This window comes from Pseudoduganella guangdongensis (assembly GCF_009857475.1).
Lineage (GTDB): Bacteria > Pseudomonadota > Gammaproteobacteria > Burkholderiales > Burkholderiaceae_D > Rugamonas > Rugamonas guangdongensis.
In genome coordinates this window covers 68,203-84,671 of the sequence record NZ_WWCJ01000025.1, presented here as the reverse complement: position 1 = coordinate 84,671, position 16,469 = coordinate 68,203, and the positions used below count along the sequence as shown (strand labels likewise).

Genomic DNA, 16,469 nt, shown 5'->3' with positions numbered 1-16,469 from the left:
ATGCCGTCAACAGCAGGAACCCTCCGAAGCGGACTATGCCAGCCCACTGCTGGTAGTGGCGCAGCAGGAATCCCCCTCCTTCCCGCGTAAGCGGCGGTCGGAGGCCGAGGTGGGGGAGGATGTCAATTGTTCGTTGAGGCGCTTGGTCGGCACACCGTACAGCTCGGCCAGGTCGGCATCGATCATCACTTTTTGGCCGCGGATGAGCAGGATGCGGTTCTCGATGCTGGCCAGCGGAATCGCCGGTGCGCTCATTGCGTCGACCTTTGTGCTCTGGCGGGCGCCCGCTGGGCGTTGAGCTTCCTTGCCGCGTGCTGCAGCACCAGGTGGTCGGACGGGCCGCACTCGCTGAACAAAATATTGCTCTCAATGTGCATCGCCTGTACAGAATTCGTTGATGTGACTTCGGCCGGCTTCATATTTTCGGTTCCTGAACTTTAGCCAATCCGATCAAAGTATCCACGATAGATTGGCCGTCGCTTCGTCGGGACGACGGACTCCCGGCTTGGTTTGGATTTGTTCAATGTGTGCTCATCTGGAGCACGCTACTATGATTTTTGTCAATTCGTGCCTTCGCCGTGCATGAAAATCCTGGCTCGTTTAGTATCTGTCAGCTGGCAACATTCCAAGCCTGGGACACGTATGATCAAATTGTTGGGAAAGTCTACTTCTATCAATGTGCGCAAGGTGATGTGGGCTCTTGCGGAGACTGGCCAGCCGTATGAGCGCGAAGATTGGGGCGATGGCTTCCGTGCCACCAATGTGCCGGAATTCCTGGCCTTGAATCCAAATGCGATGGTTCCTGTGCTGGTCGATTGCGACTTTGTGCTGTGGGAGTCGAACAGTATTTGCCGCTACCTGGCGGGTAAGGTGGGGCGTACTGATTTGCTGCCGAGAGACCCCCAGGCGCGGGCCCTGGTCGAGCAGTGGATGGATTGGCAGGCGACTGATCTGAACTCCTCGTGGCGCTATGCTTTTATGGCGCTGGTAAGGGAGCATGCTGCGTTCACTGATCCGGCGCAGATTGCCTCCAGCGCGGCTGCGTGGAACCGCAACGTCGGCATTCTGGATCGACATCTTGCGGCCAATGGCCCGTATGCCGCCGGTGCTCAGTTCTCGCTGGCGGATATTGTGCTCGGGCTTTCGCTGAATCGCTGGCTGAAAACGCCGATTGAGCGTCCCGCTTACACCGCTATTGAGCGCTACCTGGAGCTGCTTCGGGAGCGCCCGGCTTATCGTGAGTTGACTGGCTGCGCCTGAAACTCGCTGATAAATTCGGATAGCGGGCGCTGTCCTTCTGGAACGTTCACATAGCTTACGCCATCGCGCTCTACTAGTGGCAGCCATCTTGGCTGGCCTTCGTGTGCAAAGACCAGGATAGGCTCAGGCTCATTTGGAAAGGTGAGGCCTCCCCATTCGCCGGTGCGGGAAGCGAACTCCAACACCTTGCCCTCATTGTGGCCACCCAGGTGGTCGGTCAATACCTTGACGGCAGCATTCTGGCAGCCGCCTGCGTTGCTGACGCACACGCTGCGAATGCCGTTGACCGGCGTCTTCGGTGCGCCGCATGGCAGCGAACATTGGCCAACTCCGGAAGGTTGCAGCGTAATCGACTGTACCTGTCCTGTGAACAGAAGCCGTTCGGCTGTGGCGGTGAATGGAAGACTGAGGGCGGCGAGGATCGCGACGGCGCTGGTTTTCATGTCGCGCAGCATAGCATCTGAGCCCGAGGGAAGGTGGTACTGTCTACGACGATACCGAAGCATCAAGGAGGTGACATGGCTCATTCCCTAGACTCGCAGCAAGCCTACAAGGCGATGTTCAAGTTCCTGGAAAAGTATTACGAGTTGACGAATTCTGGCGAGGTGGGTGCGCTGCTCGGGAGTATGGCGCTGATCGAAGATGGCAAACCGCTAGACCCTGCATTGTGGGACGACTGGATGGCGGCGGTTGAGGCGACCTTAGCCGCCCCGCTGTAGCTGACGATACTCGCTGGGTGTCACGCCGACAGTGGCGCGGAACTGGCGGGTGAAGGCGCTGTGGTCGGCGTAGCCGCAGGCTTGGGCGATGTCGGCGACGCTGGCGCTGCCGGCCAGCAGGCGCGAGGCGGCTTCCAGCCTTGTCTTGATGATCATCTGGCGCGGCGTGAGGTGGAAGATGCGGTCGAAGTAGCGTTCGATCTGGGCCACCGACATGTGGGCGGTGCGCGCGAGCTGTGGCAGGGTTAGCGGTTCGCTGTATTTCTCGTGGATCAGGCGCACGGCGTCGGCCACCTTGTGGTAGGCCGGGTTCTTGTGGTCGGCCATGGCCAGGTCGCGCGATACGCCGGACAGGCCGATGATGGCGCCGTGGGCGTCTCTCAACGGGCGCTTCTGGGTCAGGCACCAGCCGGGATCGCGGTTGGGGTAGAGGTGCAGTTCCAACTGGTCTTCGATCAAAATGCCGTCGTCCAGCACGGCCTGGTCCTGGGCCTGAAAGCGCTGGCCGAGCGGGGCGGCGAAGACTTCGTTGGCGGTCTTGCCGAGCAGGCCGGCCTTGTCCTTCATGCCGCAGCGGCGGGCCAGGGTCTGGTTCACCACCACGTAGCGGCCCTGGCGGTCTTTGAGAAAGAACACCACGTCCGGCAGGGCGTCGAACAATGGCTCGGAAAAGAAGACATCACCGATCTTTGCACCCATCTCGCTGCGCGCGGAACCGTGTAAATGCTGTGCTGCCATGCCGTCCTCCCATTGAATTAGTTCATTTTTACACGATTGTGCAGATTTCGTCACCATAATCGGGGCGGCGATGCAAGACGGCGGGCGGCGAAAAGCCTAAGATGGCAAGCATGAAAACCATAGCCATTATCGATTCCCACACCGGCGGCGAACCCACCCGACTGGTGATTGACGGCGGCCCCGACCTGGGGAGCGGCCCACTGAATGAGCGCCTGGCGCGCTTCCGCGATGAGCACGACGGTTTCCGTTCGGGCGTGGTGTGCGAGCCACGCGGTTCGGACGTGCTGGTAGGCGCCCTGCTATGCGAGCCGCATGCGCCGGATTGTGCCGCAGGCGTCATCTTTTTCAACAATGTCGGCTATCTCGGCATGTGTGGTCATGGCACCATCGGCCTGGTGGCGTCGCTGGCTTTTATGGGCCGGGTCAGCGCTGGCGTGCATCGTATCGATACGCCGGTTGGTGTGGTGGAGGCGCAGCTGCATGACGATGGCAGCGTCACCGTGAACAATGTGCCGTCCTGGCGCAAGGCGGCTGCGGTGCCGGTGGATGTGCCGGGCTACGGCGTGGTGCGCGGCGATATCGCTTATGGCGGCAACTGGTTCTTCCTGGTGTCCGACCATGGCCGGCAACTGGAGCTGGGCAATGTGCGCGAGCTGTCGAACTTCACCACGGCGATCAAGGATGCGCTGGAGGCGCAGGGCATCACCGGTGATGACGGTGCGCTGATCGACCATATCGAACTGTTTGCGGATTCGCGCAGCGGCGCGGATAGCCAGAACTTCGTTCTGTGCCCGGGCAACGCTTACGACCGTTCGCCTTGCGGCACCGGCACCAGCGCCAAGCTGGCTTGCCTGGCGGCCGATGGCAAGCTGGCCGAGGGCGAGGCGTGGCGCCAGGAGAGCATCGTCGGCAGCGTGTTCGAGGGCTCCTATCGCCGCGATGGCGAACGTGTGCTGCCTTCCATTCGTGGCAAGGCCTGGGTCAACTCCACGGCGACGCTGGTGCTTGATCCCTCCGATCCATTTGTTTGGGGCATTCGTTGATCATGACGCCGGACGTGCTGATCGTCGGCGCCGGGATAATCGGCGCGGCTTGCGCGGATGCCCTGTCGGCGCGCGGTCTGCGTGTGACCGTGGTCGAGCGCGATGCGGTCGGCAGCGGTGCGACGGCGGCCGGCATGGGCCACCTGGTGGCGATGGATGACAACGCGGCCGAACTGGCTTTGAGTTCTTATTCCCTGGAGCTGTGGCGGGAGCTGGTCGATGGCCAGCCGCAGCGCCATGAGTACAGCCGTTGCGGCACCATCTGGGTGGCGGCGGATGATGAGGAGCTGGAGGCGGCGCGCGCCAAGGCGGCCACCATGTCGGCACACGGGCTGGAATGCGATGTGATTGGCGCGCAGGACTTGTACCGCCTGGAGCCGCAGTTGCGGCCTGGCCTGGCGGGTGGTTTGCTGGTGCAGGGCGATGGCTTGGTGTATCCGCCCAAGAGTGCGCGCATTTTGCTGGCGCGGGCGGTGGCGCGCGGTGCGACCCTGGTCGAGGGCGATGTGGTGGCGCTGGAGGATGGTGCGGTACGCCTGGCGGATGGTTCGCGTCTGTCGGCGGGCCGGATCGTGCTGGCGGCGGGCACGCGTTGCCTGGGGCTGGCGCCGGATCTGCCGCTGCGGCCCAAGAAGGGCCACGTCATGATTACCGACCGCTATCCGGGTTTTATCCGTCACCAGCTGGTGGAGCTTGGCTATATCAAGAGCGCCCATGCATCGGACGGCGATTCGGTGGCGTTCAACCTGCAGCCGCGCCCAACGGGGCAGGTGCTGATCGGGTCTTCGCGCCAGTTCGATACGACGGATTTGACGGCGGAGCCGGGCATGATGGCGCGCATGCTGCGCCGCGCGGCGGAATATACGCCGGCGCTGGCGGGGCTGAATGTGCTGCGCTGCTGGACCGGTTTGCGGGCGGCCACGCCGGATAGCTTGCCGCTGATCGGGCCGGACCTGGCGCGCCGCGACGTGTGGCTGGCGACGGGGCATGAGGGCCTGGGCATCACCACCTCGCTGGCGACGGCGCAGCTGCTGGCGGCGCAGATGGCGGGCGGGGAGGCGGGCATCGATGCGCGTCCTTACCTGCCAAGCCGCTTCACCGAGCAGGGGAGGGCATATGCCTGATTCGATTACTTTGACCATTGACGGGCGCAGCACGACCGTCGCCGCGGGCAGCACGCTGGCTGCCGCCATTGCTGTCGCTGCGGATGCGCGAAGTGCGGGCGGCGTCACGCGCCGTTCGGTGGGCGGGCAGTTGCGGGCGCCCTTGTGCGGCATGGGTGTTTGCCAGGAGTGCCGCGTTACCGTCAATAGCCGCGCCCATGTGCTGTCGTGCCAGACGCTGTGCGCGCCGGGCATGGATGTGCAGACGGGGGCAGTGGCATGACGCAGTTCTTTGACATCGTTGTCGTCGGCGCGGGGCCGGCTGGCCTGGCGGCGGCCCACGCGGCGGCGGCTGCCGCTGGGCGGCCGGGCGCGGCGCGCGGCGGCATCGCCATCATCGACGACAACCCGCTGGCCGGCGGCCAGATCTGGCGCGGTGGGCCGGCCAAGCAGCAGGACCTGCGTGCGCGTGCGCTTTGGCAGGACTTGCAGACTGCGGACAACGTTACCTTCCTGCTCGCCACCCGCGTGCTGATGCAAACCCAGCCCGGCGAACTGCTGGTGCAGGATGCCGGGCAGGCGCACACCATCCGCTACAACCGCCTGATCCTGGCGACCGGCGCGCGTGAACTGCTGCTGCCGTTCCCTGGCTGGACGCTGCCTGGCGTGACCGGTGCCGGCGGGCTGCAGGCGCTGGCCAAGGGCGGCTACCCGGTGCAGGGCAAGCGCGTTGTCGTTGCCGGCAGCGGACCATTGCTGTTAGCCGTCGCGGCCACGCTGCAAGAACGCGGCGCGACCGTCGCCGCCATTATTGAGCAGGCGGGCCTGCCAGCGCTGGCGCGCTTTGCCGCCGGCCTGGCGCTGACGCCGTCCAAAGCGTTGCAGGCGCTAAAGCTGGGCGCCAGCCTGCGCGGTATTCCGTATTACAAAGACAGCTACGTGAGCGCCGCCTGCGGCGACGAAAAGCTGGGTGCCGTGCTGGTGCAGCACAAGGGCCAATGTTTGGATATCGCCTGCGACTACCTGGCCTGCGGCTACGGCCTGCTGCCCAATACCGAACTGGCGCGCGCCCTGGGCTGCGCGATCGAAGGCGGCGCGGTAAAGACCGACCCATGGCAGCACACCAGCGTGGCCAACGTGCTGTGCGCAGGCGAGGGCACTGGCGTGGGCGGCGTTGACCTGGCATTGGTGGAAGGCCGTATCGCCGGCCTGGCTGCGGCCGGCCAGTCCAGCGCCGCGCAGGCCTGCTTTACCGAACGCGATAAATGGCGCGGCTTCGCGGCCCGCCTGGCGCAGGCCTTCGCCCCGCGCGCCGAACTGCGCATGCTGGCCCAACCCGACACCATTGTTTGCCGTTGCGAAGACGTCTGCCATGACGAACTGCGAACGCATCAAAACTGGCGCAGCGCCAAGCTGCATACCCGCTGCGGCATGGGCCCTTGCCAGGGCCGCATCTGCGGCAACGCAACAGATTTCCTGTATGGATGGCGTCCGGACGCTGTGCGTACTCCGATCTCGCCGGCCCGTGCCGGCAGCATTATCACCCTCGAACCTCACAAGGAGACTTGAAATGGCAGCAATCAAATGGGAAGGCGTATTCCCTGCAGTAACCACCAAATTCCACGCCAACGAGGAGCTGGACCACGCAGAGATGGAGAAGCACTTCTCCTTCATGATCGACAGCGGCTGCCACGGCCTGGTGACCTGCGGTTCCCTGGGCGAAGCCAGCACCCTGTCGTTTGAAGAGAAGCTGGCCGTCGCCAAGACCGCCGTGAAAGTGGCCAACGGCCGCGTGCCGGTGCTGGCCAACGTGAGCGAAACCCGCACCGCCAACGCCGAGCGCTATGTGCAGGAAGCGCGCGACCTGGGCGTGGACGGCTTCATGGTCATGCCTTCCGTGCTGTACGCTGCCGACGCCTTCGAAGCCAAAGCCAACCTGCGCACCATCGCCAAGGCTGCCAAGCTGCCAATCATGGTGTACAACAACCCGGTCACCTACAAAGTCGACCTGACCCCGGCCGATTTCAAGGAACTGGCCGATTGCGAAGAGCTGGAATCGATCAAGGAATCGACCGACAACATCCGCCGCGTAACCGACCTGCGTAATGTGGTGGGCGACCGCTACGCCATCTTCATGGGCGTGGACGACCTGTCCTTCGAAGGCCTGGCAGTTGGCGCGGACGGCCTGCTGGCCGGCCTGGTGGTGGCCTTCCCGAAAGAGACCGTAGCCCTGTACAAACTGATGAAAGCCGGCCGCTACGCCGAAGCGCTGAAACTTTACCAGTGGTTCATGCCGCTGCTGCACCTCGACGTTTCGACCAAGCTGGTGCAGAATCTGAAACTGGTGGAAGCACTGGTCGGCGTCGGTAACGAAAACGTTCGCCGCCCACGCCAGCCACTGCGCGGCGCGGAACGCGAATTCATCGTACAGGTGGTGCAGCAAGCACTGGCCACCCGTCCGGACGTCAGCGCCTACCTGTAAGCCATGACCATGCCGGGGACCAATGCCGATCAACTATGCCAGGCGCCTGACCGGGCGCCAGCGCGCAGCACAAGCTAATCGCCACCTCGGCATCGCCCTCGCTTTCGTGGCGGGGGCGGCCAATGCCGGCGGCTTCCTGGCCGTCCGGCAGTACACCTCCCATATGACCGGTATCCTGTCGGCCGCCGCCGACGACCTGGCGCTGGGCGCCATCGAGGCCGCCATCGACTGCGCCGGCGCTTTGCTGGCCTTCCTGGCTGGCGCCGCCTGCTGCGCCATCATGGTCAATTTTGCCCGCCGCCGCCGATTGCACAGCGAGTTCGCCTTGCCGCTACTGCTGGAAGCGGTGCTGCTGCTGGTCTTTGGCATGCTGGGCGCGCGCCTTCAGGCGATCGATGTGCTGGTGCTGCCGGCCACGGTTACGCTGCTATGCTTCATGATGGGTCTGCAGAACGCCGTCATCACCAAGCTTTCCAACGCTGAAATCCGCACCACCCATATGACCGGCATCATTACCGACCTGGGGATCGAGGCGGGCAAGGCCTGCTATTGGAACCGCGACAGCCAGGCCGTGCCGCTGGTGGCTGCGGACTGGAAGCGCGTGCGCATCCTGGCGGCGCTGGTGGCGTCCTTCTTCACCGGCGCGCTGGCCGGCGCCTTTGGCTTCAAAATGATCGGCTTTGGCGCGACCTTGCCGCTGGCCGGGCTGCTGCTGGCCATGGCGGCGGTGCCGATCTACGACGATCTGGCGGCGCGCCTGCGCCAGGGGCGGCGTTAAGGCTTAGCCCTCGCGGAAAACCAATACCGGAATCTTGCTGTGCGTGAGCACTTTTTGCGTCTGGCTGCCCAGCATCAGGCTGGCCAGGCCGCTGCGTCCGCGCGAGGCCATGGCGATCAGGTCGCAGCCGCGCTGCAGGGCGGTGGCGACGATGGCGGCATGCGGCTGTTCGGCATGCACTTGCAGGATAGTGCAGTTGACGTGCAGGGTGCCGGCCTGGCGCGCGATTTCAGCCAGGATCTCATCTTCCACCGGATGGGCGGCGGACTTGGACACCAGGGCCGGTTCTTCCGGCAGCACGTGGATGGCGGTAACGCGGGCGCCGCTCTCGCGCGCCATGCGCAAGGCGGCGTTGACTGCCAGTTGCGAAGCGGCGGAACCGTCGCTGGGAATGAGGATATGGCGGAACATCAGACTAATTCTCCTTTTTGGTGTCGCAGTCTAAGTGTCCCGCCGGTTTTCAGCAACCGCTTAAGCAGCACGCAGTGTGGCCGGCGCGCGACGGGCGTCCAGGCTCAGGCTGCCGGCGCCGAAGGCGGCAACTTGCAGCAGGCCGCCAGCCATGGCCAGGTTCTTCATCAGGTGGATCATCTGGTTCTGGTCGGCGATCGCGCTGTGGAACAGCAGGCCGGTCAGGATCGAGAACGCGGCCAGGGCCAGCGCTACCGGGCGGGTGTACAGGCCAAGTACCAGCAGCAGGCCGCCAATCACTTCGATGCCGATGGCGCCGGCCAGCGCCAGTTCGGGGAAGGGCAGGCCCATTGCGCTGATGTAGCCGATGGTGGCCGCCGGGGCGGCGATCTTGCCGATGCCGCTCATGATGAAGATGGCGGCCATCAGGATGCGGCCGGTCAGTGGCAGGGCGGTGGTATTGGCGCCGGTGTTGGTCAGTTGGTTCATGGTTTTGCTCCTTCAAATGTGTTGTTGATGGAGGCATCTTATGCCGCGCCAAACCATTCCGGAAGCCTATATATCTGGATGTAATGTATCGCCTAACTAGATGGATTGCTCCTGCAGCAGCCGCGCCAGCTCCACCCGCAACTGGGCGCCAGGCGGCGGCGCATAGGGATGGGCGGAGCGCTCCACGGCCACCGCCAGCGGCAAGTCCATTGCGCTCAGGTGGCCCAGGAACCAGCGCGGTAGCCGTTCCAGCAGGGTGCGCGCGGCATCGGCGTCAACCTGCGCCACGGGCAGGGCGTGCTGCAGCGCGGCCAGCACGCGGCGGTGGGCGGCGCGGTGGTCGTGGTCGGCGGGGTAGTGCAGGTGGTCCATCATGGCTTCTTCCCCGGCGAAATCGGCGGCCAGGGCGGCCAGCAATTCGGCGATGCACAAGGGAAGCGATGTATTGTCGGCGTCGATGGTGGCGTGGATGGCTTGCAGCAAAGCGCGGTGCGAAGCATCCATTTCGGCGACCCCGGTTTCCAGCAGCGGACTCCATTCCAGGCGTTGCATGGTGACCTCCTTGGCTATCCCACCAGTCTGGTCGCGCAGCCCTGCGGATTCCATGATCCAGATCAAATACAATACCGCTCATGGAAAAAGTACTGATCGTGACGGGCGCCAGCCGAGGCATTGGCGCCGCAATTGCCCGCCAGGCGGCGGCCGATGGCTGGGTGGTGGCCGTGAACTACCTGCGCGACGCCGCCGCTGCGGCCGGCGTGGTGGCGCAGATCGAGGCGGCCGGCGGCCGCGCGCTGGCGGTGCAGGCCGACGTGGCGCGCGACGAGGATATCGAGCGCCTGTTCGCCACCGTGCAGCGCGAACTGGGGCCGGTGTCGGGCCTGGTCAACAATGCCGGTATCACCGGCGGCTTGGGTACCTTCAGCGCGGCCGAGCCGGCAACCATGGAGCGCGTGTTCCGCACCAATGTACTGGGGCTGATGCAGTGCAGCCGCCTGGCGCTGGCCGCCTTCCGCGCGCATGGGCAGGGCGGGGTGATCGTGAATATCAGCTCCACTGCCGCCACGGCGGGCAGCCCGAACGAGTATGTGGGTTACGCGGCCAGCAAGGCGGCGGTCGATACCTTCACCATGGGCCTGGGTAAGGAGGTGGCGGCGGAGGGCATCCGCGTCTGCGGCGTGGCGCCGGGTACCACCCAGACCGATATCCACGCCACGTCGGGCGACGCCGGGCGGCCGGCGCGGGTGGCGGCGCGCATCCCCATGCTGCGCGTGGGCGAACCGGAGGAAATCGCGGAGGCGGCGGTCTGGCTGCTGTCGCCGGCGGCGCGCTATATCACCGCCACCACCTTGCGCGTTTCAGGCGGCGCCTGATCACCATTCCATCTCCAGCAGCCGGGCCGCCATGCGCGGCCAGCACAGCGTGCTGAGTTCCTCGCGCGCGGCCCAGCGGAAGCCGTCGGCTTCCGGCGTCGGTTTGCCGGTGCGCTGGTGCGGGAAAAAGCTGGTGCAGCGCAGGTGCGCCAGGCTGGGCAATTCGTCGCCGGCCTGCACCTTGAACAGGTGCAGGCGCTTGTCGGGGCGGTAGCTGAACTCCCCCAAATCCTCAAATCGGCCGGCGTCAAAGTCCAGGCCCGCCTCTTCGAACAGTTCGCGCCGGGCCGCCTGCAGCGGCGTCTCGCCCGCATCCAATATACCCTTCGGAATGTCCCAGCTGGCGGTCCCGGTGACATGGCAAAGCAGCAGCTGGCGCGCCGAATTGACTACCAGGGTGCCGCATGAAACCTGCTGCATGTCTTTGATTCCTTTGCTTTTTTGCTAGCGTTTGTATTTACTTAACGGATAGAAACAGTACTCTAGGGAAATTTCTCGACAGTTACAAGGGGCTGTTATAAAGTGTGAGAATTCAATTGGCGTGTTTCGAGCGCCCAGCCTTTTTTTCACCCACATTCGCACAGTGTACGCATGCCAAAACGGCAAGCGTTGCCCGGATATTGCCGACGTTTCTTGCCATGACTGCCATTATGCCAAAGCAGCACCTGACGCCTGTACTGACCGCCGTTGCCGCGTGCACTGCGCAATTGCTTGCCCTTACGCCGGCCCACGCCGGCCACCAGGACGGCAGCGACTGGACGTTCGGTGGCTTTGGTACCCTGAGCGCCGTGCATTCGACCGAAAAGCAGGCAGACTTTTCCGCCAACCCGCTCAACCCGGGCCAGGCCGGCGCCACGCGCGAATGGAGCTATGGGGTGGACAGCCGCCTGGGCGCGCAGCTGGCCTACAACGGCGACCGCTGGTCGGCCGTGCTGCAGGTGGTGGCCGAGCGTAACGTGACCAATTCCTGGCGTCCGGTGGTGGAGTGGGCAAATGTGCAATACCAGGTGACGCCGGAACTGAGCCTGCGCTTTGGCCGCATCGCCTTGCCGCTGTTCCTGTCCGGCGACTACCGCAAGGCCAGCTACGCGCTGACCGCCGTGCGCGCGCCGAGCGAACTGTATGGCGCGCTCCCGATCAGCAATAGCGACGGCATCGACGCCAGCTACCGCTGGACCCTGGGCGAGTGGAAGCACACCACCCAGGTGTTGTACGGCGGCACGCGGGTGCGCCTGTCCGACACCCTGCACGCCGATGCGCGGGCCTTGACCGGCCTTTCCAACACCAGCACCACGGGCGCGGTCACGGTGCGCGCCACCGCCCTGAAAGCCGATCTTGAAACGAAACTGGGCGGGCAGCTGTTCTCCGCCCTGCGCCAGTTCGGCGCCCAGGGCGAAACCCTGGCGCGCCGCTACGAGCCGGACGGCAAGCGCGCCTCGGTGCTGAGCATCGGCGCCTCCTACGACCCGGGCCAGTGGTTCGTCATGGGCGAGGTGGGCCGCATCAACGCGCGTTCGATCCTGGGCGACAAGAGCGCCGGCTATGTCAGCGCCGGTTACCGTTTTGGCAGCGTGACGCCTTACGCCACGTTCAGCAAGGTGGTGGCCAACACGCCGACCCGGGTCGATGGCCTAGATCTGTCGTCCCTGCCGCCGCCCTATGCCGCCGCCGGCCAGCGCCTGAACAAGGAGCTGAACGCCTGGCTGAGCATGATTTCGGTGCAGGACACGCTCAGCACCGGCGTGCGTTGGGACGCCGGCAGCAATACCGCCCTCAAATTCCAGTTCGACCATGTGCGCCCGCGCAAAGGGACCAGCGGCACGCTGACCAACCTGCAGCCGGGCTACCAGTATGGCCGCAGCTTCGGCGTGATCAGCGCCGCGCTGGATCTCGTTTTCTGATCGGGGACATGGCATGATCAGGAAACTCCTTTGCTGCCTCCTGCTGGCGCTAGCCGCCGGCACGGTGAGCGCAGCTGAACTGGTGGTGGTGGTGTCGGCGCGCAGTCCGGTGACCACCCTGCGCGCGGAGCAAGTCGCCGACATTTTCCTGGCCGAGGCGCGCCGCTTCCCCGATGGCGGCGAAGCGGTGGCGCTCGACCTGCCGATCGGCTCCCCGCTGCGCGACGAGTTCTACCTGAAGGTGGCGAACCGCACCCCGGCGCTGATGAAAGCCTACTGGACCAAGAAAATCTTCACCGGCCGCGGCCAGCCGCCGCGCGAGCTGCAGAATAGCCAGGCCGTGCGCAAGCTGGTGGCCGACAACCCGACCCTGATTGGCTATATCGAACGCAGCGCGCTCGATGCCAGCGTCCGTCCTGTACTGGTGGTGCATTGAATATGAAACGCTGGCTCCGCATGTGCCTCGAGACGCAAGTCTCGCTCCCCGTCTTCACCGTCGTGCTGCTGGCCGTGGTGTGGGCCGCCACCCTGCATTTCATCGACAGCGAAGAAGTCGCCGCGCGCGAGCTGGCGGCAGAATCGTCCAGCGAGCTGATTGCCACGTATGAGGCGCAGGTGGCGCGCAGCATCAACGGCATTGAACAGACCCTGAAAGTGCTGAAATACAGCGCCGAACGGCAGGGCGCGCGCGGCGCCTTGCCGGATTTGCAGGCACATGGCCTGCTGCCGTCCGGCCTGGTGTTCGTGGTCAGCATCGTCGATGCCGAGGGCGACACCGTGGCCAGCAACCCTGCTGCGCCGCCGCTGAACGTGGCGCGCGAGGACTACTTCCGCTTCCACCAACAGCAGCGCAGCAATTTCACCTATATTGCGCAAGTCATGCGCGACGCCTCCAACCAGGATTGGCACCTGCATTTCACGCGCCGCCTGGAAGACGCGCGCGGCGAATTTACCGGCGTGGCCGTCGTCGAGGTGGATCCGGCTTATTTCACCAGCGGCTATGAACGCAGCCGCCTGGGCGAGCTGGGCGTGCTGGGCCTGGTCGGCGACGACGGCGTGGTGCGCGCCATGCGCGTGGGCGACCGCCAGTCCTTCGGCCAGCGGGTCGATATCCCGGCGCTGCTGGCCAAACCCGGCGCGCCGGTGGCGAGCAGCTGGGACGGCGTCAAGCGCTACACCGCCGTGCGCCAGCTGGCCGGCCTGCACCTGAGCGCCGTGGTCGGCGTGGCGGAATCGGAGCAGATGGCCGCCTTCGTGGCGCAGCGCCGCCAGTTGCTATGGGAAGCCGGCGTCGCGAGCGCGGTGTTGATCCTGCTGGCAGGCATGGCCTGGGCCTGCGTGCTGCAGGGCGCCAAGGCGCGCCGCCGCATCCGCCGCGCGCAGGAAACCTATGCCGCCGCCTCGGAATCGAATATGGACGCCTTCTTCGTGCTGCGCGCCGTGCGCAACAAGGAGGGCGCGCTGGTGGACTTCAAGTTCGCCGCCGTTAACTCGCGCGCCGAGCAGCTGACCGGCATGAGCCGCAGCGAGCTGCGCGCCCAAACCCTGTGCGGCTGGCTGCCGGCCGCGCGCCACAACGGCATGTTTGAACGCCTGGCCCATGTCACCGAGAACGGCGGCGTGCACCAGGAGGAGGGCGAGAACGCGACGCCGCAGCTGCGCGCCGAATGGCTGCACTGGCAGGTGGTGGGCGTGGAGGGCGGCGTGGTGGCGATTGTGCGCGATATCAGCGAGCGCAAACGCGCCGAGGAGCGCATCTACCACATGGCGCACCACGACGCCCTGACCGGACTGCCCAACCGCAGCCTGATCTGCGACCGCCTGCAGCATTCCATCGCGCACGCTGAACGCAACCAGGAATCGGTGCTGGTGGCCTTCATCGACCTGGACAGCTTCAAGCTGGTCAACGACACCCTGGGCCACAATGCCGGCGACGAGCTGCTGAAGGAAGTGGCCAGCCGCATGGTGGGCTGCGTGCGCCGCGAAGACACCGTGGGCCGTTTCGGCGGCGACGAATTCGTGCTGGTGCTGCCGCACCTGGACAACGACCCGCAGGTGCTGGTGCCGCTGCTGAACAAGATCCTGGAATCGGTGATCGAGCCGATCGTGCTGGAAGGGCAGAAGGTGCAGGTCAGCTGCTCGATCGGCGTGGCGGTCTACCCGCGCGACGGGCGCGATGCCGACACCCTGATGATGCACGCCGACGCCGCCATGTACCGCGCCAAGGACAGCGGCAAGAACAACTGCCAGTTCTACACCCAGGAGATGAACGCCGGCCTGGAGGAAAAGCTGGCGTTGACCGACGGCCTGCGCAAGGCGCTGGAAGGCAACCAGTTCTCGCTGGCCTACCAGCCCAAGGTGAACCTGGAATCGGGCCGCATGTTCGGCGTGGAAGCCCTGCTGCGCTGGCAGCATCCGCAGCGCGGCAATATCGCGCCGGCCCAGTTCATCCCGCTGGCGGAAGAGAACGGCCTGATCATCCCGATCGGCGAGTGGGCGCTGCGCGAAGCGTGCCGCCAGGCGCGCGCCTGGCAGGATGCCGGCTTGCCGCCGCTGGTGGTGTCGGTCAACGTGTCGGCGCGCCAGTTCGACGACCCGCGCCTGGTGGAGCGGGTGGCGGAAGCGCTGGCCTGGAGCGGCTTGTGCCCGCAATGGCTGGAGCTGGAACTGACCGAGAGCATGATCATGCGCGACACGGCGCAGTCGGTGGCCAAGATGCGCCAGCTGGAAACCATGGGCATTGCGCTGGCGATCGACGATTTCGGCACCGGCTATTCCAGCCTGACGGCGCTCAAGTCGTTCCCGATCAGCCGCCTGAAGATCGACCAGTCCTTCGTGCGCGACCTGGCCGGCAGCGCCGACGACCAGGCCATTACCTGCGCCATCATCTCGCTCTCGCACCAGCTGGACATGCGCGTGATCGCCGAGGGCGTGGAGACGGAGCAGCAGCGCAGCTTCCTGCAGCAGCACGGCTGCGACGAGGTGCAGGGCTACCTGTACAGCCGCCCGGTGCCGCCGCAGCGCATCACCGCGATGCTGCTCGGCGAGGAAGTGTCGGACGAGGTTACAATGTTTGCTCCCTGAACACAGAGCAAGCATGCCATGAGCGAATACAGTAACGACATCTACACCGAACCTTCCAACGTCGACATGGACACCCTGGCCAACCTTGGCCCGCTGCGCGCCATGGCCGGCATCTGGGAGGGCCAGCGCGGCCTGGATATCAAACCCAAGGCCGACGGCCCGCGCAAGCAAGCCTATGTCGAGCGCATCGAACTGCAGCCGATCGACCCGGTCACCAATGGCCCGCAGCTGTTTTACGGCCTGCGCTACGTCCTGATCGTCAATAAGCCGGACAATATCAAGACCTACCACGAGCAGGTCGGCTACTGGCTGTGGGAGCCGGGCACCAACACGGTGATCCAGACCCTGGCCATCCCGCGCGGCCAGATCGCCATGGCCTCCGGCATTGCGGCGCCGGACGCGAAGGAATTCGAGCTGGTGGCGCGCCGCGAGCAGGACACCTACGGCATCTGCTCCAATCCATTCCTGGAGTTCGGCTTCCGCACCACGGAATACCGCATCAAGGTCACCATCAACGACGACGGTACCTGGGGCTACGAGGAAGACACCGTCATGCTCCTGCGCGGCAAGGAAGACGAGCCTTTCCACCACATGGACCGCAACGTGCTGCACAAGGTCGCCGAGCCGACCCCGAACCCGCTGGCACGCAAGTAATTACAGGCGCGCGAAAGCGGGATACAGCTCGCTTTCCTCGCGCTTGGTGCGCAGGAAGAGGGCCTTGAAGACGCTGTTCGCCTCTTCGCGGAAGCCGGCCGGATCGGCCTCCAGCCGGTTCGGCAGGTTCCAGCGCGTGGCGAAAGCCACGTACTTCTGCGCCAGGTCGCCCATTTCCTGCTGGTAGAAGCGGCCCAGCGCCGCCAGGTCGGCCTGTCCCGAATTGGCGAAAGCAGGATAGACCACGCGGTCTTCCACCGCCAGGTGCAGCTTGATCGAGGCGCTCATGGTGCGCAGCAGCTGGGTAATGGCGCCCGCGTTGTGCTCGATGCCGGTGGCCACCAGCTTGCGCAGCTGGTGGATGCCTTCCAGGATTTCATGGTGGTCGTGTTCGAAGCGCTGCACTTTCATGGTTCTCTCCTTAAACATGCATT

The 16,469-nt window shown here is 65.1% G+C and carries 21 protein-coding genes; 13 read left to right on the top strand and 8 right to left on the bottom strand.

All coding sequences use genetic code 11. The features are described from left to right. Positions 1–33 precede the first annotated feature (33 nt). Entirely contained in the window at positions 34–255 is a 222-nt protein-coding gene (locus tag GTP41_RS27520; protein ID WP_229503044.1) for an ORF6N domain-containing protein, read from the bottom strand. A 387-nt stretch (positions 256–642) separates the two neighbouring features. On the opposite strand from GTP41_RS27520, the gene GTP41_RS24120 reads away from it, so the two are divergent. Next, positions 643–1,260, top strand: a complete 618-nt coding sequence (locus tag GTP41_RS24120) for a glutathione S-transferase family protein (RefSeq protein ID WP_161028137.1) — start codon at positions 643–645, stop codon at positions 1,258–1,260. On the opposite strand, the gene GTP41_RS24115 is transcribed toward GTP41_RS24120, so the two are convergent. Further along, positions 1,233–1,715: a hypothetical protein gene (locus tag GTP41_RS24115; RefSeq protein WP_161028136.1), complete on the bottom strand. Its 483-nt coding sequence runs from the start codon at positions 1,713–1,715 to the stop codon at positions 1,233–1,235. The genes GTP41_RS24120 and GTP41_RS24115 overlap by 28 nt on opposite strands. A 63-nt stretch (positions 1,716–1,778) precedes the next feature. Here GTP41_RS24115 and GTP41_RS24110 point away from each other — a divergent pair, with 63 nt between their 5' ends. Further along, entirely contained in the window at positions 1,779–1,979 is a 201-nt protein-coding gene (locus GTP41_RS24110; protein ID WP_161028135.1) for a hypothetical protein, read from the top strand. On the opposite strand, the gene GTP41_RS24105 is transcribed toward GTP41_RS24110, so the two are convergent. Continuing rightward, on the bottom strand, positions 1,962–2,717 hold the full coding sequence (locus GTP41_RS24105) for an AraC family transcriptional regulator (protein ID WP_161028134.1): 756 nt from the start codon (positions 2,715–2,717) through the stop codon (positions 1,962–1,964). The two genes, GTP41_RS24110 and GTP41_RS24105, sit on opposite strands and share 18 nt — an antisense overlap. Before the next feature lie 101 nt (positions 2,718–2,818). Between GTP41_RS24105 and GTP41_RS24100 the strand changes: the two genes are divergently transcribed. The 6 genes from GTP41_RS24100 to GTP41_RS24075 are packed head-to-tail and all read left to right on the top strand — an operon-like array spanning position 2,819 to position 8,123. Continuing rightward, positions 2,819–3,760 carry a 4-hydroxyproline epimerase gene (locus GTP41_RS24100; RefSeq protein ID WP_202419863.1) on the top strand — a complete coding sequence of 314 codons (942 nt, stop codon included), beginning with the start codon at positions 2,819–2,821 and terminating at the stop codon, positions 3,758–3,760. 2 nt (positions 3,761–3,762) lie between these two features. Continuing rightward, on the top strand, positions 3,763–4,884 hold the full coding sequence (locus tag GTP41_RS24095; protein WP_161028142.1) for an NAD(P)/FAD-dependent oxidoreductase: 1,122 nt from the start codon (positions 3,763–3,765) through the stop codon (positions 4,882–4,884). Beyond that, positions 4,877–5,146, top strand: coding sequence for a 2Fe-2S iron-sulfur cluster-binding protein (locus GTP41_RS24090; RefSeq protein WP_161028132.1), 270 nt, complete (start codon positions 4,877–4,879; stop codon positions 5,144–5,146). Before GTP41_RS24095 ends, GTP41_RS24090 begins: the two co-directional genes overlap by 8 nt. Continuing rightward, a complete protein-coding gene (locus GTP41_RS24085) occupies positions 5,143–6,432 on the top strand; it encodes an NAD(P)/FAD-dependent oxidoreductase (RefSeq protein ID WP_161028131.1) in 1,290 nt (429 codons plus the stop codon). Before GTP41_RS24090 ends, GTP41_RS24085 begins: the two co-directional genes overlap by 4 nt. Position 6,433: 1 nt before the next feature. Beyond that, positions 6,434–7,345: a dihydrodipicolinate synthase family protein gene (locus GTP41_RS24080; protein ID WP_161028130.1), complete on the top strand. Its 912-nt coding sequence runs from the start codon at positions 6,434–6,436 to the stop codon at positions 7,343–7,345. A gap of 22 nt (positions 7,346–7,367) precedes the next feature. Next, a complete protein-coding gene (locus tag GTP41_RS24075) occupies positions 7,368–8,123 on the top strand; it encodes a YoaK family protein (RefSeq protein ID WP_161028129.1) in 756 nt (251 codons plus the stop codon). A 3-nt stretch (positions 8,124–8,126) separates the two neighbouring features. On the opposite strand, the gene GTP41_RS24070 is transcribed toward GTP41_RS24075, so the two are convergent. From GTP41_RS24070 to GTP41_RS24060, 3 genes are all read right to left on the bottom strand, one after another. Next, positions 8,127–8,534, bottom strand: coding sequence for a universal stress protein (locus GTP41_RS24070; protein ID WP_161028128.1), 408 nt, complete (start codon positions 8,532–8,534; stop codon positions 8,127–8,129). Between the two features lie 60 nt (positions 8,535–8,594). After that, positions 8,595–9,023: a DoxX family protein gene (locus GTP41_RS24065; RefSeq protein ID WP_161028127.1), complete on the bottom strand. Its 429-nt coding sequence runs from the start codon at positions 9,021–9,023 to the stop codon at positions 8,595–8,597. Positions 9,024–9,119: 96 nt separating this feature from the next. Continuing rightward, positions 9,120–9,575: a bacteriohemerythrin gene (locus GTP41_RS24060; RefSeq protein ID WP_161028126.1), complete on the bottom strand. Its 456-nt coding sequence runs from the start codon at positions 9,573–9,575 to the stop codon at positions 9,120–9,122. 80 nt (positions 9,576–9,655) lie between these two features. Here GTP41_RS24060 and GTP41_RS24055 point away from each other — a divergent pair, with 80 nt between their 5' ends. Beyond that, on the top strand, positions 9,656–10,396 hold the full coding sequence (locus GTP41_RS24055) for an SDR family oxidoreductase (protein WP_161028125.1): 741 nt from the start codon (positions 9,656–9,658) through the stop codon (positions 10,394–10,396). Here GTP41_RS24055 and GTP41_RS24050 read toward each other — a convergent pair whose 3' ends face one another. Continuing rightward, positions 10,397–10,816 (bottom strand): NUDIX hydrolase, encoded by a 420-nt coding sequence (locus GTP41_RS24050; RefSeq protein WP_161028124.1) that lies wholly within the window; start codon positions 10,814–10,816, stop codon positions 10,397–10,399. 230 nt (positions 10,817–11,046) lie between these two features. Here GTP41_RS24050 and GTP41_RS24045 point away from each other — a divergent pair, with 230 nt between their 5' ends. From GTP41_RS24045 to GTP41_RS24030, 4 genes are read left to right on the top strand one after another with little or no spacing between them, the layout of a single operon-like run. Further along, positions 11,047–12,297: a hypothetical protein gene (locus GTP41_RS24045; protein WP_229503043.1), complete on the top strand. Its 1,251-nt coding sequence runs from the start codon at positions 11,047–11,049 to the stop codon at positions 12,295–12,297. 13 nt (positions 12,298–12,310) lie between these two features. After that, positions 12,311–12,733 carry a type 2 periplasmic-binding domain-containing protein gene (locus tag GTP41_RS24040; RefSeq protein WP_161028123.1) on the top strand — a complete coding sequence of 141 codons (423 nt, stop codon included), beginning with the start codon at positions 12,311–12,313 and terminating at the stop codon, positions 12,731–12,733. 2 nt (positions 12,734–12,735) lie between these two features. Then, a complete protein-coding gene (locus tag GTP41_RS24035) occupies positions 12,736–15,381 on the top strand; it encodes a bifunctional diguanylate cyclase/phosphodiesterase (protein WP_161028122.1) in 2,646 nt (881 codons plus the stop codon). A gap of 18 nt (positions 15,382–15,399) precedes the next feature. Beyond that, on the top strand, positions 15,400–16,035 hold the full coding sequence (locus GTP41_RS24030; RefSeq protein WP_161028121.1) for an FABP family protein: 636 nt from the start codon (positions 15,400–15,402) through the stop codon (positions 16,033–16,035). On the opposite strand, the gene GTP41_RS24025 is transcribed toward GTP41_RS24030, so the two are convergent. Beyond that, positions 16,036–16,446 carry a hemerythrin domain-containing protein gene (locus GTP41_RS24025; RefSeq protein ID WP_161028120.1) on the bottom strand — a complete coding sequence of 137 codons (411 nt, stop codon included), beginning with the start codon at positions 16,444–16,446 and terminating at the stop codon, positions 16,036–16,038. Between the last annotated feature and the right edge of the window lie 23 nt (positions 16,447–16,469).

Bases quoted from the DNA above. Each gene is read 5' to 3' on its own strand.
- GTP41_RS24095 (WP_161028142.1), top strand. From the start codon at position 3,763: ATGACGCCGGACGTGCTGATCGTCGGCGCCGGGATAATCGGCGCGGCT.
- GTP41_RS24050 (WP_161028124.1), bottom strand. From the start codon at position 10,816: ATGCAGCAGGTTTCATGCGGCACCCTGGTAGTCAATTCGGCGCGCCAG.
- GTP41_RS24030 (WP_161028121.1), top strand. From the start codon at position 15,400: ATGAGCGAATACAGTAACGACATCTACACCGAACCTTCCAACGTCGAC.
- GTP41_RS24120 (WP_161028137.1), top strand. From the start codon at position 643: ATGATCAAATTGTTGGGAAAGTCTACTTCTATCAATGTGCGCAAGGTG.
- GTP41_RS24075 (WP_161028129.1), top strand. From the start codon at position 7,368: ATGCCGATCAACTATGCCAGGCGCCTGACCGGGCGCCAGCGCGCAGCA.
- GTP41_RS24055 (WP_161028125.1), top strand. From the start codon at position 9,656: ATGGAAAAAGTACTGATCGTGACGGGCGCCAGCCGAGGCATTGGCGCC.
- GTP41_RS24105 (WP_161028134.1), bottom strand. From the start codon at position 2,717: ATGGCAGCACAGCATTTACACGGTTCCGCGCGCAGCGAGATGGGTGCA.
- GTP41_RS24100 (WP_202419863.1), top strand. From the start codon at position 2,819: ATGGCAAGCATGAAAACCATAGCCATTATCGATTCCCACACCGGCGGC.
- GTP41_RS24025 (WP_161028120.1), bottom strand. From the start codon at position 16,446: ATGAAAGTGCAGCGCTTCGAACACGACCACCATGAAATCCTGGAAGGC.
- GTP41_RS24115 (WP_161028136.1), bottom strand. From the start codon at position 1,715: ATGCTGCGCGACATGAAAACCAGCGCCGTCGCGATCCTCGCCGCCCTC.
- GTP41_RS24040 (WP_161028123.1), top strand. From the start codon at position 12,311: ATGATCAGGAAACTCCTTTGCTGCCTCCTGCTGGCGCTAGCCGCCGGC.
- GTP41_RS24110 (WP_161028135.1), top strand. From the start codon at position 1,779: ATGGCTCATTCCCTAGACTCGCAGCAAGCCTACAAGGCGATGTTCAAG.
- GTP41_RS24035 (WP_161028122.1), top strand. From the start codon at position 12,736: ATGAAACGCTGGCTCCGCATGTGCCTCGAGACGCAAGTCTCGCTCCCC.
- GTP41_RS24070 (WP_161028128.1), bottom strand. From the start codon at position 8,534: ATGTTCCGCCATATCCTCATTCCCAGCGACGGTTCCGCCGCTTCGCAA.
- GTP41_RS24060 (WP_161028126.1), bottom strand. From the start codon at position 9,575: ATGCAACGCCTGGAATGGAGTCCGCTGCTGGAAACCGGGGTCGCCGAA.
- GTP41_RS24080 (WP_161028130.1), top strand. From the start codon at position 6,434: ATGGCAGCAATCAAATGGGAAGGCGTATTCCCTGCAGTAACCACCAAA.
- GTP41_RS24065 (WP_161028127.1), bottom strand. From the start codon at position 9,023: ATGAACCAACTGACCAACACCGGCGCCAATACCACCGCCCTGCCACTG.
- GTP41_RS27520 (WP_229503044.1), bottom strand. From the start codon at position 255: ATGAGCGCACCGGCGATTCCGCTGGCCAGCATCGAGAACCGCATCCTG.
- GTP41_RS24045 (WP_229503043.1), top strand. From the start codon at position 11,047: ATGCCAAAGCAGCACCTGACGCCTGTACTGACCGCCGTTGCCGCGTGC.
- GTP41_RS24090 (WP_161028132.1), top strand. From the start codon at position 4,877: ATGCCTGATTCGATTACTTTGACCATTGACGGGCGCAGCACGACCGTC.
- GTP41_RS24085 (WP_161028131.1), top strand. From the start codon at position 5,143: ATGACGCAGTTCTTTGACATCGTTGTCGTCGGCGCGGGGCCGGCTGGC.